17 protein-coding genes and 4 pseudogenes are annotated in these 12629 nt (G+C 66.9%); 14 read left to right on the forward strand and 7 right to left on the reverse strand.

Annotated features, from left to right (window positions below; all coding sequences use genetic code 11):
• Positions 1-18: 18 nt before the first annotated feature.
• Positions 19-753, reverse strand: a complete 735-nt coding sequence (locus ACZYX4_RS07470) for a GAF and ANTAR domain-containing protein (protein WP_463874864.1) — start codon at positions 751-753, stop codon at positions 19-21.
• A 310-nt stretch (positions 754-1063) separates the two neighbouring features.
• Between ACZYX4_RS07470 and ACZYX4_RS07475 the strand changes: the two genes are divergently transcribed.
• The 7 genes and pseudogenes from ACZYX4_RS07475 to ACZYX4_RS07505 all read left to right on the forward strand — a co-directional run bounded on the left by ACZYX4_RS07475 (position 1064) and on the right by ACZYX4_RS07505 (position 4826).
• Complete coding sequence (locus ACZYX4_RS07475; RefSeq protein ID WP_463874865.1) at positions 1064-2032, forward strand: MBL fold metallo-hydrolase; 969 nt, start codon at positions 1064-1066, stop codon at positions 2030-2032.
• Between the two features lie 76 nt (positions 2033-2108).
• Positions 2109-2315 (forward strand): annotated as a pseudogene (locus tag ACZYX4_RS07480) (alkyl sulfatase dimerization domain-containing protein); the annotation flags it as partial.
• Positions 2293-2454 (forward strand): annotated as a pseudogene (locus ACZYX4_RS07485) (hypothetical protein); the annotation flags it as partial. The pseudogenes ACZYX4_RS07480 and ACZYX4_RS07485, both read left to right, overlap by 23 nt.
• A 96-nt stretch (positions 2455-2550) precedes the next feature.
• Complete coding sequence (locus tag ACZYX4_RS07490) at positions 2551-2967, forward strand: alkyl sulfatase C-terminal domain-containing protein (RefSeq protein ID WP_463875069.1); 417 nt, start codon at positions 2551-2553, stop codon at positions 2965-2967.
• 1 nt (position 2968) lies between these two features.
• On the forward strand, positions 2969-3370 hold the full coding sequence (locus tag ACZYX4_RS07495) for a GAP family protein (RefSeq protein WP_463874866.1): 402 nt from the start codon (positions 2969-2971) through the stop codon (positions 3368-3370).
• Positions 3367-3672 (forward strand): GAP family protein, encoded by a 306-nt coding sequence (locus ACZYX4_RS07500; RefSeq protein WP_463874867.1) that lies wholly within the window; start codon positions 3367-3369, stop codon positions 3670-3672. Before ACZYX4_RS07495 ends, ACZYX4_RS07500 begins: the two co-directional genes overlap by 4 nt.
• A gap of 479 nt (positions 3673-4151) precedes the next feature.
• Positions 4152-4826 carry a hypothetical protein gene (locus ACZYX4_RS07505; RefSeq protein ID WP_463874868.1) on the forward strand — a complete coding sequence of 225 codons (675 nt, stop codon included), beginning with the start codon at positions 4152-4154 and terminating at the stop codon, positions 4824-4826.
• 56 nt (positions 4827-4882) lie between these two features.
• On the opposite strand, the gene ACZYX4_RS07510 is transcribed toward ACZYX4_RS07505, so the two are convergent.
• From ACZYX4_RS07510 to ACZYX4_RS07525, 4 genes and pseudogenes are all read right to left on the reverse strand, one after another.
• Positions 4883-5179 carry a hypothetical protein gene (locus ACZYX4_RS07510; RefSeq protein ID WP_463874869.1) on the reverse strand — a complete coding sequence of 99 codons (297 nt, stop codon included), beginning with the start codon at positions 5177-5179 and terminating at the stop codon, positions 4883-4885.
• A gap of 6 nt (positions 5180-5185) precedes the next feature.
• Positions 5186-5248, reverse strand: a pseudogene (locus ACZYX4_RS07515) (hypothetical protein); the annotation flags it as partial.
• 226 nt (positions 5249-5474) lie between these two features.
• A complete protein-coding gene (locus tag ACZYX4_RS07520; protein ID WP_463874870.1) occupies positions 5475-5678 on the reverse strand; it encodes a CapA family protein in 204 nt (67 codons plus the stop codon).
• A gap of 18 nt (positions 5679-5696) precedes the next feature.
• A complete protein-coding gene (locus ACZYX4_RS07525) occupies positions 5697-5948 on the reverse strand; it encodes a DUF2630 family protein (RefSeq protein WP_463874871.1) in 252 nt (83 codons plus the stop codon).
• A gap of 283 nt (positions 5949-6231) precedes the next feature.
• Here ACZYX4_RS07525 and ACZYX4_RS07530 point away from each other — a divergent pair, with 283 nt between their 5' ends.
• From ACZYX4_RS07530 to ACZYX4_RS07560, 7 genes and pseudogenes are all read left to right on the forward strand, one after another.
• On the forward strand, positions 6232-6798 hold the full coding sequence (locus ACZYX4_RS07530; protein WP_463874872.1) for a type 1 glutamine amidotransferase domain-containing protein: 567 nt from the start codon (positions 6232-6234) through the stop codon (positions 6796-6798).
• 190 nt (positions 6799-6988) lie between these two features.
• Positions 6989-7141, forward strand: a pseudogene (locus tag ACZYX4_RS07535) (VOC family protein); the annotation flags it as partial.
• A gap of 194 nt (positions 7142-7335) precedes the next feature.
• Positions 7336-7545, forward strand: a complete 210-nt coding sequence (locus ACZYX4_RS07540) for a hypothetical protein (RefSeq protein WP_463874873.1) — start codon at positions 7336-7338, stop codon at positions 7543-7545.
• A 79-nt stretch (positions 7546-7624) separates the two neighbouring features.
• The gene (locus ACZYX4_RS07545) at positions 7625-8434 is read left to right on the forward strand and encodes an alpha/beta fold hydrolase (RefSeq protein WP_463874874.1); all 810 of its coding nucleotides are present in this window, start codon (positions 7625-7627) and stop codon (positions 8432-8434) included.
• A complete protein-coding gene (locus ACZYX4_RS07550; protein ID WP_463874875.1) occupies positions 8431-9135 on the forward strand; it encodes an esterase/lipase family protein in 705 nt (234 codons plus the stop codon). Before ACZYX4_RS07545 ends, ACZYX4_RS07550 begins: the two co-directional genes overlap by 4 nt.
• Positions 9136-9297: 162 nt before the next feature.
• Entirely contained in the window at positions 9298-10656 is a 1359-nt protein-coding gene (locus tag ACZYX4_RS07555) for a phosphoribosyltransferase family protein (RefSeq protein WP_463874876.1), read from the forward strand.
• A complete protein-coding gene (locus ACZYX4_RS07560; protein ID WP_463874877.1) occupies positions 10653-11066 on the forward strand; it encodes a DUF302 domain-containing protein in 414 nt (137 codons plus the stop codon). The genes ACZYX4_RS07555 and ACZYX4_RS07560 overlap by 4 nt, the downstream gene beginning before the upstream one ends.
• Before the next feature lie 4 nt (positions 11067-11070).
• Here ACZYX4_RS07560 and ACZYX4_RS07565 read toward each other — a convergent pair whose 3' ends face one another.
• The gene (locus tag ACZYX4_RS07565) at positions 11071-11802 is read right to left on the reverse strand and encodes a hypothetical protein (RefSeq protein WP_463874878.1); all 732 of its coding nucleotides are present in this window, start codon (positions 11800-11802) and stop codon (positions 11071-11073) included.
• Positions 11803-11916: 114 nt separating this feature from the next.
• Positions 11917-12615, reverse strand: coding sequence for an SRPBCC family protein (locus ACZYX4_RS07570; RefSeq protein WP_463874879.1), 699 nt, complete (start codon positions 12613-12615; stop codon positions 11917-11919).
• Positions 12616-12629 lie beyond the last annotated feature (14 nt).

Below are 12629 nucleotides of genomic sequence, written 5' to 3' on the forward strand. Positions count from 1 at the left end.
GCCCGGCACCCGGGGGTTTCAGCCGCTGGCAGGCAGCCGCGGGCCATCGATGAGATCCGCGCACACCCGGGACAGTGGGGCACGATCGGCCCGGGCGCGGCGCAGCAACTCTTGAAGGGCCTGCTCCGCCGAGAGCCCGTGGCGTTCCATCAGGATCCCGCACGCGCGATTGGTGTTGTCCCGGCCGGCGAGCGCGCCTTTGAGCGGGCCGCTCAGCTGCCGGGGTGTCTCGGAGCCTTGGACATGGGCGAGCAGGGTCGCCGCGGGAACGGCGAATTTCTCAAGAAGCAGCCCCGTTGCGGCGGTGTAGGCCGCTGGCAGTGCGGCGTAGATCTTCAGCGTTCCGATGGGCCCGGCGGCGGCGGCCAGCGGAGTGCTGATGACGGAGCGGACGGGCAGCGGGGCGACAGCTTCGCGCCAGAGCGGCCACCGGTCATCCGCGGTGGCATCGTGGACCAGGACCGTTGTCCCTGCCGTCCAGGCCTCGACGCAGGGGCCCTGGCCCAGGCCGTGCTGGGCGGCGTCCACCTGCCCCACGAGCCGTGCTGTCGGCGCGGTGCTGCTTCCGCGCCCCTGCTCGTCGAACAGTGAGATTCCGGCCCCGGCTGATCCTGGAATGGCATCCCGGACCGCGTGAACGAGGAGCTGCAGGGCATGCTCCACCTTGTCCTCGGTCAGGAGCAGGCCTTTGATGCGCGCGAAGACGGCGGTCAGTTCATCGAGGGGGAGCGGGTTTAACGGCTGGTTGAGCACTGGGGCCTTACGGCGTGAGGGCACGATCACCCGGCGTATGCCCCCTGCTGAGCCGGGACGCCTCAAGCGACGGTCCACTTAAAGCATAGCCCCCGCGCTGCGCGGCAGGTAACAGATCATATGAGGCACGCACCCCCATTCCGCGAGCACTCCAGATGAGGACCTATGTACGCGGCAGGAGAATTTTCTACCATTAGCGGACGATCACTGTTGCCCCATCTTGGGACCGGTCGGCAGGAAGGCCTCTGGCATGGACGTTTCGGGAGCATCGGCAGCAGTCGCAGGAGCCCACGGAAAGGCGCGGTCCTCCATGCCCTTCGGGGACCGGCGCGATTTCACGAATACACAGCGTGGCTTCATGGGAAGACGCGAGCCCGGCGCTATTCACGCCGCCGACGGCACGGTGGTGTGGGATAACGACAGTTACGCCTTCCTGTCGGGGGACGCACCCGAAACGGTGCACCCGAGCCTTTGGCGTCAGTCGCAGCTGAACAGCATGCAGGGACTGTACGAGGTGGTCGAGGGAATCTATCGGGTGCGTGGGTTCGACCTCTCGAACGTCACGTTCGTGGAGGGGGATACGGGCGTCATCATCATCATCGACCCCCTGACCTGTGGGGAAACGGCCCGCGCCGCCGTCGAGCTGTACCGGCAGCACCGGGGCGAGCGGGAGGTGCGTGCGGTGATCTACACGCACAGCCATGGGGACCACTTTGGCGGGGTAAAGGGGGTGACCACCCAGGAGGAAGTCGACAGTGGACGTGTCGCTGTCATCGCTCCCGAGGGGTTCACCGGGCACGCGGTGGCCGAGAACGTGTACGCGGGAACAGCCATGGCCCGGCGTGCCGCCTACATGTTCGGAGCGGCGTTGGACCGTGGGCCGGAGGGCCAGGTCGGGTCAGGACTGGGACAGACGCTGCCCACCGGCGAGGTCACGCTGATCGTGCCGACCATTGACATCACCTCGACTGGGCAGACTCTCACGGTCGACGGGGTGGAGATCGAGTTCCAGCTCGCGCCGGGCACGGAAGCCCCGGCCGAGATGCATTTCTACTTCCCCCGCTACCGGGCTCTGTGCATGGCTGAAAACGCCAACCACATCTTGCACAATTTGCTAACGCTGCGCGGGGCGCTGGTGCGCGACCCGCGTATCTGGGGCGCGGTACCTCACGGAGGCCATCGAGCTTTTCCGTGGCCGTGCGGATGTCGAGTTCGGCTCCCACCATTGGCCCACCTGGGGCCGGGACGAGATCGTGGACTTCCTCATCACCCAGCGTGATCTTTATGCGTATCTGCATGACCAGACGCTGCGCTTGATCAATCCGGGCCTGAACGGCGCCGAGATTGCCGAAGAGATGACGCTGCCGCCCTCCCTTGAAAGCGCGTGGAGCGCCCGCGGATACTACGGGTCGGTCAGTCACAACGTGAAGGCTATTTACCAGCGCTACATGGGTTGGTTCGACGGCAACCCGGCCAGGCTCTGGCAGCACGTGCCGGAGCAGGCGGCCCCGCGCTATGTGGCCGCCATGGGCGGTCTTGATGCGGTCATCGCCCAGGCTCAGACGGCGTTCGACGGCGGTGACTTCCGCTGGGCGGCCACGTTGCTGGACCACGCAGTGTTCGCCGATACCGCCAACGAACGATACCGCCAACGAAGAGGCCAAGGGTCTGCTCGCCGATACCCTGGACCAGTTGGGCTATGGCGCGGAGAACGGCACGTGGCGCAACTTCTTCCTCTCCGGCGCGGCCGAACTGCGCGGCCGGAACTTCGGTACCCCCACGGTCCCATCGCCGGACATGCTCCGGCAGCTCAGTGTTGAGCAGTTCTTCGACGCCATCGCCATCCAAATCAACGGCCCGAAGGCCTGGGACCTGGATGTCGCCATCGACTGGACCTTGACGGATTTGGACCGTAACTACCGGACCAGGCTGCGCAACGGCGTGTTCATCACCGTGCAGAAGCCCGCCGCGTCCGATGCCGACGTGACGGTGACCTTGACCAGGGCCGTCCTGCCGTTGTTCATCGTCGACTCGCCGGCCGCGGCTGCGGCTGCCGGGGCCATGGTTGAGGGGGCGCCGCGGCATTGGACGCGCTGTTCGGCGCACTGCAGCCGGGCGATCCGTCGTTCCCGATTGTCACCCCGTGAGCGACACCTTCCGCCGGAGGGCCGGTGCGCCTCGCCGGGACGGCGGACCGGCTACCGGCGGGCGTGATGTGCTTGAGCTGATTGCGGAACTGGTGCCGCCGGCCATCGGCGTCGCCCTGAGTCCGCTCCCGTTGATCGCGGTGGTGCTGATGATCCTGTCCCCGGATGGGCGGGGCCGGAGTATCCTCTTCGCCGTGGGCCGCGTCGGAGCAGTCCTCGCCGTGGTGGTTGTGATGGCGGTGCTGTCCGAACTCAATACCAGGGGTGAGGGCGGTTCGCGTATTGGCGCTATTATCCGCCTCGTGCTCGGTGCGGCGTTCATCGTCCTGGGTATCTTGAAGCTGCGCTCACGGGCGAAGGCCGGCGCGGAACCGGAGGCCCCGGGCTGGATGCAGGCCATCGAAAGCATGCCGCCCAAGCGGACGCTGAGGATCGGATTCCTGATCTCCGCCGTCACCCGAAGGAAGTGATCTTCAGCATCACCGCCGGAGTCGTCATTGGCAGTGCGAGCGTTCCTCCGGGTCAGATGGCCGCAGCCACCGGGGTATATGTGCTGATCGCGACGGTCACGGTCGTCACACCCGTAGCGGCCTATCTGGTTTTCGGCGACAGGACACGCAGCTGGCTGAGGCCGTTCCAGACCTGGCTGGTGCGGTACTACGCGGCCATCATTGCTGCTGTGCTGTTCATTCTCGGCGGGGTCATGATCGGCAACGCGTTCGGAGATCTCCAGACGCCGCCGAATCCGCTGTCGGCCGTTCCAGCCAGGTAGGAATGATGCGGATGCGGAAGCGGAAGTTCTGGTTTCCCGGCTCGCGTTCGCTGAAACGGGACGTCGGTGCCGGCATTGCCCTCGGGCTGGTCAGCATCCCGACGGGCTAGCGGCCGGGATACTGGCCGGCGTCAGCCCCGTGGCCGGTCTCTACGGATATCCGGTGGGCACAGTGGCTGCCTCGCTGCCGCCGGGCTCACTGTTCGAGCGTCCGGAATACGTGCTGCCCGCCACGGTTGAGGCGGAGCGGCTGCTTTCCGTATCCGCGGCCGAGGCCGACCGTGCGGACACGGCAAGCCAGATCGGGGACAATTTCGTGCGCGTTCCCGTGCTGTACGCCTGGGTGCTGTTTCTTGCCGGTATTGCCGCAAGAATATCCAGTCCCCGCTCAGCCCACGCGGCCGTAGCCCTCGCCGCCCTCATGTTCGTGGCCGCAACGTCCGCCATGTTCAGCATGCCTCTGAACGCAGGGTCTGATCATGGCCACACCGGCAGCCCCGGCAGAGTTCCGCCGGCTGACCACCCCCCGGTCGGCTGCCATCGCGGGAGTGCTCTTCGCGGTGCTCTTCGCAGGCAGCCTCGTCCTCCTTCGCGTCGCGACTCCCGAGGAGGTCGACAGGGGAACCGCCTGGCTGGAACAGGGCACCCCCGCGCTGTCGGCTGCCCTGACCATCATGCCTTTTGCAGGCATTTCGTTCCTCTGGTTCATCGGGGTTGTCCGAGACAGGCCCGGGGACGGGGAAGACAAATTCTTCGCCTCTGTCTTTTTCGGCAGCGGCCTGTTGTTCCGTGCCATGATTTTCGTGTCGATGGCGGTTGCGGGCGGCATCCTCGCATCCGCGCAGACCGGCCCGGACCCGGCCTCTACGGAAGAAATCGTATATTTCGCGCGTGCCGTGATGTTTCAGATCAGCAATGTCTGCGCCCTTCGTATGGCCGGTGTCTTTATGATTTCCCTCGGGACCATCTGGCTTCGCACCGGTGCCATGCCGAAGTGGCTGGCCGTCATAACCTACGTCGCCGCGACAACGCTCCTGCTCACCGTGACCCTGAGTCTTTGGGCCACCCTGGTCTTCCCGGCGTGGGTGCTGCTCGTCAGCCTGCACATTTTGTTGCGGACCTTCGGCCGCAGGCCATCGCGCCCCCAACCCTGACCGGGCCGGCCGTGAACCGGGAAGTCCGAAGCGGCCTGCCGGCGCCGAAGGACATCTCAGCCCGCTGCAGCCAGCGGAATTTCCAGGAACCCGCCGGCAGCGTCCCAGCTGCTCGCCGTCCCGAGGTGCCGGCTGAGCCGCTGCATCCGTTCCGCGATCTGCCGGGAACCCCGGCCCGCCAACCGTGCCTGGAAATCGGTAATCAGCGTAGGGTACAGCCGGAGCCTCAGCGGTGTGCCCCGGTCCGTTTCGAGCAGGAAGATGAACGACTGGTCGTTGCGCTCCAGCGGATCCACCGCGTAGTCGTCCACAAAGTCCCCGGCGCTGTAGAGGATCGGCCGGTTCCTGAACACCTCGATGCCCTGGAAGATGTGCGGTGAATGGCCATAGACGGCCCCCGCCTCGATGAGAGCCCGCGCCAGCCCGCGGTGCTCGGACGGTGCCCCGGAGCCCCAGTTCGGCCCCCATGGGCGGAGACGATCAGGAGCCCGGCGCGGGCCCTCGTCCGCCGGACCAGGGCCAGCAGTTCAGCTACCCTGGGGTACTGTCCACCACCGGCACGTGGAAGACGCCGGCCCCGTAGTCCAGGACGTGGTTGTTGGCCAGTGACACCATCCCGATCCCCGCGGACCGGAGGCTGGCCACGTTCTACGGGTCGGAACGGAAATGGAATACCTTCCCGGCCTCCGGCTCCCCGCGGGCTGCCAGGACGCATTCGAGGTTGGCGATCGTGAGGTCCGCCTGGCGCAGCACGGAGGCGGTGTCTCCCCAGGGGTAATCGGCGTCGACCCGTCTCAGCCGCTCGTTCACGAGTCTGCCCAGCATGACGTCGCCCAGCAGCCCAATCAACATCGCATACCCGCCCGGGACTCAGGACTCGTAGTTTTCCACCTGTCTGATGGGGCGGGGCTCCGCCTCATCCGGGTTTTCGCCGTACTGCAGCTTGGCCCGGCGTTGCCGAAGGAGGTCCCAGGACTGGTCCAGGTCCTCTTCAATGCGCTTCAACCTGGCGTGCTCGGGGCTGTGCTCATAGTCCGGCGAGGAGGACGGGGCCTTCTCGCGGAGCGCCTGTTCTTCTTCCACCAGCGCTGAAATGCGTTCCAGAATGTGACGTTCGTCCACGACGGCCTTCTTTCGGGTAGCAACTCCTTCCGCCAGAGTAGCGAGGCCGTGATGCGCTGGCCAGAGGACCGTTGACCGGATGCGGCTCTCATTTCCGACGGAGCGGGGGGCCGCGGCGCCGAAGCGCCCGTTTTCGGCGGGGACCAAAACAGCAACATACTCAGCTTGCTTATTATTTTGTCGCTTCCTACAGTGGATCCTGTAAGGCATCAATCTCTCCGTGTGGAGGATCCAGGCCGGGCCACCGGCTGCGTGTTCCTCCCCGGGCACCAGAGGAGGACCCATGTCAGAGCACAACATTGCCGGTAAGAAAGTCGCCTTCCTGCTCACGGACGGTGTGGAGCAGGTGGAACTGACCAGCCCCTGGAGCGCCGTGAAGGAGGCGGGCGGCGAGCCCACGCTGGTGGCCCCCAAGGGCGGAAAGCTCCAGGGCTACGACGGCACCGAGAAGGGGCAGAAGTTCGACGTCGACCTTACCGTCGCCGAGGCGAACGCCTCCGACTTTCACGCCCTGGTGATCCCCGGCGGCGTCGTCAACGCGGACCACCTCCGGGCCGACAAGGACGCCCAGGCCTTCACTAGGGCCTTCTTCGAGCAGCACAAGCCGGTGGCCTCGATTTGCCACGGCCCCTGGCTGCTGATCGACGCCGGCGTCATCAGCGGCCGGAATGTCACGTCCTACCACACGCTCCAGACGGACCTGTTGAACGCCGGTGCCAACTGGAGCGACCAGGAAGTTGTTGTCGACCAGGGCCTCGTGACCAGCAGGACCCCGCACGATCTTCCCGCCTTCAACGACAAACTGCTGGAGGAAATCGAAGAGGGCGAGCACGCCGGCCAGACTGCTTAAGCGGCGCCGTCAGCAAGAATGAGCGCGGGCGCACCTGCTCTGGATGGCTGATCTGGGGCACGACGTGCCCTAACGTGCGCCGCCGTGGCCGCACGCGGCACCCTGGCTGGCGCCTTAGTAGCAAGGAGTCCGGATATGACCACCCCTTAGCCCGTCCCTGAATTTCCGCGACAGCGCGAAAGAAGCCATGACCGACGAGGCCGAACTGCGCGGCTACTTCGACAAGCTCGCCGACGGCGGACGGGTGACCGTGCCCCTGGCGAAAGCAGCCTGGGGAGACGTCTTCGGCATGTGCACGGACCGGTTCGGGACCGACTGGCTTGTCAACTTCGGCCCAGAGTAGGTCACGCGCCTGCTGCGGACTGAGGCCGCCCGGCTGCTCGGGTCCAACTGCGAGGGCCCGGCCGTTGGCTGTGGCTGCCCAAGATCCACCGCCGCCCGGCCGGCGTATTCCCCTCTTCGATGGACGCGGGTATTCTGGTGGCGGCCGGGACGCCGCAAATTCGAGTCCACATTCCCGGCCTAGAGAGGAATGCCATGACCGAGAAGTTGCACCTCAAGCCGGAGGATGAGTTCCCGACGGACCTTACTAAGGTGGAAACCAAGGACCTGCAGATCCTCGACAGTCAGGTACAGCGTCAGCTGGACCACGAATACGTGGCAGATGGTGAACCGAACCCGGAGACCGAGTTCAGGCACTACGACCTCGATGAGGAGTTCAGCGAGCGCGACAAGAGGGAAGACTGACAGGCTGATTTAGTCAGTATGCTTAGTAGGCGCTGATGAGTGGCGCTAAACAAATGCGCTGAACAGAAAAGAGCCCACCATGAGCAGGCCTGACCGCTTTGAGATCGAGGCCGCAGGCCATCTGGGCCATGTGTTCGTCTCCACACGCCAAGCCGGCCCATTCGGAGCCGACGCGGCGCGTCCGGCCGTCGTGCTGATCCACGGGATCGGCGTCTCGCACCGCTATTACAGGAGGCTCCACGGGCTGCTGGCCGAATCTGTCGACACCTACTCGATCGACCTGCCCGGCTTCGGCTCCACGCCACGGCCGGAGCACACCCTCACAGTCGCCGACCACGCCACCTACATCCTCGGCGCTCTCGAACAGCTGGGGGTCCTGGAGTTCGTGCTCGTCGGCCACTCGATGGGCTCCCAGTTCGCGATCGAAGCGGCACTTCAGCAGCCCGGCCGGATTTCCCAGCTGGTCCTGATGGGCCCTGTGGTCGATGCGAAGCGACGCACTGTGGTTCAACAGGCGCTGGCGCTGGGCCGGGACAGCGCGTTCTTCGAAAGCCCCTCCTCGAATGCGCTCGTTGCTACGGACTATTTCCGCTGCGGGCCCCTCTGGTATCTGAAGACCCTGCGCGTCATGATGGGCTATCCGACGGAGCAAAAGATTCCGGGGGTTTCTGCCCCGGTGCTCGTGGTGCGCGGCGCCAACGATCCCGTGGCCACCTCTGACTGGTGTCGTCGTCTGGCCGCGCACGCAGCCCAGGGGCAACTGCTCGAAATAGAAGGCACCGGGCACGTGGTGCAGCACAACCGCTCCGCGGAAGTGGCAGGAGCCATCCTGGACTTCGCAGGGGTCCGCCGGACGGCCGAAGAGGCTCCCCAACGGCGCCCGGCGTGAGCCGGGCCCTGCAGGCGGCCCGGTGGTGGGGCCAGGACTACCTCTACGCCGCGGGCCGGCAGGTCCTCAGTGCTGCGTCCCGGACCAGGCCTGAGGATTTCCTTGACGGGACCGCACGGCCCGTGGTGGTGATTCCCGGAGTGTACGAGGATTGGCACTTTATGCTGCCGCTGGTCAAACGGCTTCATCAGGCCGGCCACCCGGTGCACGTGCTGACCCTGCTGCACCGGAACCGGCTCGCGGTGCCCAAAGCTGCGGACCTGATTGCCGGATACATCCGCGACCGGGGCCTCACGGACGCGATGATCGTCGCCCACAGCAAAGGCGGCCTGATCGGTAAATTCGTTATGCTGCAGCTGGATCCCGAACGCCGGATCGCCGGCATGGTGGCGGTCTGCTCGCCGTTCTCCGGTTCAAGCTATGCCTCATTCATGCTCCTGCCGAGCCTGCGCGCCTTCTCGCCACGGAATGCCGTGACCATGCAGCTCTCCCGTGAAGAACGCGTCAACGGGCGCATCACCTCGGTCTACGGGCTCTTTGACCCGCACATCCCCGAAGGGAGCATGCTCCCCGGCGCCCGGAATATCCAGCTCGACACTGCCGGACACTTCCGGATCCTGGGCCACGAGGACACGATCCGCACCATCCTTGACGTGACCGCCGGGACGCCTGCCCCGCACCCGGCCGAGCCCACGGCCTAGCCCTCGAAGCGGGGGCGCGGGCCAATCCGGGCATTAAGGCCCTCACATCCCAGTGCCTCCTGACAGATAGTGGGAGGAGCGGCCAACTGGTCAATTTCCCAGCCTGCGGAGCGCACGCCTGGATGAGGTCACGGCCGACATTCCTATTGGAAAGCCATACCGATGAGCATTTTCGAAGACAGGGTCGACGCCGGCCGGCAACTGGGAAGGCGGCTCGCGGAGTTGCGGGGTCAGGACATCGTGGTGCTGGGCCTGCCCCGCGGCGGCGTCCCCGTGGCCTTCGAGGTCGCCGCCGCCCTTGACGCGCCGCTGGACGTGATCGTGGTGCGGAAGCTGGGTCTTCCTTACCAGCCGGAGCTTGCCATGGGAGCGATCGGGGAGGGCGGCGCCCGCGTGCTGGAAGAACACGTGCTGGCCCATGCCCGCGTCACTGAGGCAGAGCTGCAGGCGGTCGAAGACCACGAGCGTGCCGTGCTGGAAAACCGGGTGGTCCGCTATCGGAAGGGCCGGACCAGGCAGGACCTCACCGGACGCATTGCCGTCATTGTCGACGACGGGATCGCCACCGGATCCACCGCCCGGGTCGCCTGCCGGATCGCCCGGAAGCTCGGTGCCGCGAAGGTTATCCTGGCCGTTCCAGTCGCCCCCGCAGACACCCTGAGGAGCTTGACCGAGCCCGACGAGGTGGTCTGCCTCGCGACCCCGTACCAGTTCTCCGCGGTCGGCTACCACTACCGCGATTTCTCGCCCACCGAAGACGATGAGGTCGTGCAGCTGCTCGACGCTGCGGCCAAGCGCCTGCGGGACTCGCAGACGACGTCCCGGGAGCCGGCCGTGGCCAGCATGCGGGACGCGGCGGACTTCGATGAGGAAGTCGAGATCCCGTCGCGCGGCGTCCGGCTCCAGGGCCAGCTGCACCTGCCGGTTCCGGCGCGGGCCGTGGTGCTGTTCGCGCACGGGAGCGGCAGCAGCCGGCACAGCCCGCGGAACCGGTATGTCGCCGGGGTGCTTCAGCAGGCCGGTCTCGGCACCCTGCTGCTGGACCTGCTGACACCGGCGGAGGAGCGAAACCGTGCCAACGTCTTCGACATTGAACTGCTGGCCCGCCGGCTGTCCGCTGCCACTGACTGGCTCGCCACCCGGCAGGCCACGGCTGCCTGCACGATCGGCTATTTCGGGGCCAGTACCGGTGCCGGCGCCGCGCTCTGGGCCGCCTCCGAACCCACCGCCAGGATCGACGCCGTCGTCTCCCGCGGCGGCCGCCCCGATCTGGCCGGTCCCAGGCTGTCCGCCGTCCGTGCGCCCACCCTCCTTATCGTGGGCAGCTACGACCATGAGGTGCTGGAGCTCAACCGCAAGGCGAAGTCCATGATGCGCTGCCCCAACCAGTTGGCCGTCGTCCAGGGTGCCACGCATCTCTTCGAAGAACCGGGTACGCTGGCGGCGGCTGCCATCCTCGCCAGGGACTGGTTTGTCGACTACCTTCTGCCCGCCAAAACCACTCCAGGAGCAACAGCATGAGCTACACCTACACAGCCGTCGTCCCGCTGAGCTGGAAGGACGCCGTCGAAAAGACGCGTGCGGCGCTCGCCGCCCAGGGCTTCGGGATACTCTCGGAAATCGATGTGCGCGCCACCTTCGCCGCCAAACTCGGCGACGACGCCGCGGAAGCACTGGGGGACTACGTCATCCTGGGTGCCTGCAACCCGATGCTCGCCAGCCGGGCGCTCGCTGCCGAGCCGGAAATGGGGGCGCTCCTGCCCTGCAATGTGGTGGTGCGCCGCGGAACGGGAGCGACCGCGACGACGGTCCAGGCCATCGATCCGCAAACCATGGTGCAGCTCAGCGGGACCCCCGCGGTCCGCGAAGTGGCAGACGACGCCGGCACACGCCTGCGGGCGGCCATGGCCGAACTGGCAGGGGACGCCTGATCCGTCAGGCGCCGTGCACGTTGTGGTGGCTGCCGGTGCGGTGGCGGTAGGCGTAGACCAACAGTGCCACGCCGGCGAGCAGCAGGAGCGCAGGGACGAAGAACTCGCTCGCGGTGAGCAGCGCCGTGGCCTGCAGGGCGAAGATCAGCCCCATCACGGCCAGGATCGCGGCCGGAATCAGGGGCCACTTCATTCTGGCCGGTTCCGTATCCCCTGGCTGGCCGGGGATGCCGGCGGGCTGGGCGGGGCGGTGTTCGGGCCGGACGGGAACCAGGGAAAGCGCCGCGAACGTGGCAGCCAGACCGAGGAAGAGGACAGCGGGAACAGGCATGCCTTCCCAGGCCGGAGGGAGGGCCACCACAAGGGCCAGGGTCAGCATCACCCCGCAGGGGATCAGCGCCCACCAGTTGGACCGTTCGCGCACATAGACTGCGCCGAAGCCTGCGCCCATGAACAGGAACAGGAAGGCCCCGGCCCAGTACGCCGCCGGCCCCGGCCAGAGCTGGGTGATCAGGATGACCGCCGCCAGGCCCAGGAATACCGAGCCGGGGATGGCGGCCCACCAGTTGTCGCGGCTGCGGACGAACAGGACCACGAAAGCGGTCCCGGCGGCAGCGAAAATTAACGGCCACACGAGGGCCGCGCTGTCCAGGATCCCGAGCAGATCCAGCAGCAGCAGGACACCGGCCGCCATCAGTGCGATGCCGGCGATGATGCTGGTTTTTTCCGATTTCACTGGTTTCCTCCCGGAACCCGGCGGGCGGCCGCACGCCGGCCCCGAACCTTCAGGCTATTCCCGCGCGGGCAGCCGGCGTAGGGCACAAGGTCACGGAGGCTGCCAGCCGCCCAGCTACCGGCCACGGCCTTCTGCCCGGGACTTGATGCCCAGGAGCATGCGGCGTTCCATGATGAACTGCAGGGGTTCCAGCACCGGCCGGAGGATCAGCCCCACGGTCAGCGGGGAATAGTCGTAGCGCGTCCGGGACAGCAGCCTCGTGCTGCGTTCCTGGACAGGCTGCAGCACAAACGTCCAGCCGAGCTCCACCCGCGGCCCCGCGGCAGCGCCGCCGGACGGCCTGATGATCCCGCTGCGCGGATCCATCGTGCCGCCGAGGCCCAGCACTGATCCGGTCTCCATACGCCGGACCGGAATCCCCACGTCCGGACCCTTCTTGGACACTAACGGGACGACATCGCCGACGTCGAGCTGCTGGTATTCGGGAAGGATCCGGTCTGCGCTGTGCATGCCGAGGCCCGCGGCGTTCTCCAGCAGGTCGTAGCTGTACATCCCGCCGCGTCCGGCACCCAGCTGGACCAGCCAGGGCCAGACGCTCGCGGCCGGCGCGTTGATGGTGACGGCCCGGGTGCTCTGCATCCGGGGCGTTCGCACGAGCTCGTCGCCCGGAAGCGGGGCGGCGGTCTCCTGGCCGGTCGCACCCCAGTGCAGCATCCGGGGACGGACGGCGAGGACGTAGCCGGCGGCGACCGCGGCCGACGCCACGGCAGCCAGCGGTCCGATGAGCCGGAGGGAGGTAGGGGTCCGGCTCATCGCCGGATCTGCTT

The organism is Pseudarthrobacter leeuwenhoeki (assembly GCF_055412885.1).

Bases quoted from the DNA above. Each gene is read 5' to 3' on its own strand.
- ACZYX4_RS07475 (WP_463874865.1), top strand. From the start codon at position 1,064: ATGCCCTTCGGGGACCGGCGCGATTTCACGAATACACAGCGTGGCTTC.
- ACZYX4_RS07490 (WP_463875069.1), top strand. From the start codon at position 2,551: ATGCTCCGGCAGCTCAGTGTTGAGCAGTTCTTCGACGCCATCGCCATC.
- ACZYX4_RS07505 (WP_463874868.1), top strand. From the start codon at position 4,152: ATGGCCACACCGGCAGCCCCGGCAGAGTTCCGCCGGCTGACCACCCCC.
- ACZYX4_RS07520 (WP_463874870.1), bottom strand. From the start codon at position 5,678: ATGTTGATTGGGCTGCTGGGCGACGTCATGCTGGGCAGACTCGTGAAC.
- ACZYX4_RS07530 (WP_463874872.1), top strand. From the start codon at position 6,232: ATGTCAGAGCACAACATTGCCGGTAAGAAAGTCGCCTTCCTGCTCACG.
- ACZYX4_RS07540 (WP_463874873.1), top strand. From the start codon at position 7,336: ATGACCGAGAAGTTGCACCTCAAGCCGGAGGATGAGTTCCCGACGGAC.
- ACZYX4_RS07545 (WP_463874874.1), top strand. From the start codon at position 7,625: ATGAGCAGGCCTGACCGCTTTGAGATCGAGGCCGCAGGCCATCTGGGC.
- ACZYX4_RS07555 (WP_463874876.1), top strand. From the start codon at position 9,298: ATGAGCATTTTCGAAGACAGGGTCGACGCCGGCCGGCAACTGGGAAGG.
- ACZYX4_RS07560 (WP_463874877.1), top strand. From the start codon at position 10,653: ATGAGCTACACCTACACAGCCGTCGTCCCGCTGAGCTGGAAGGACGCC.
- ACZYX4_RS07570 (WP_463874879.1), bottom strand. From the start codon at position 12,615: ATGAGCCGGACCCCTACCTCCCTCCGGCTCATCGGACCGCTGGCTGCC.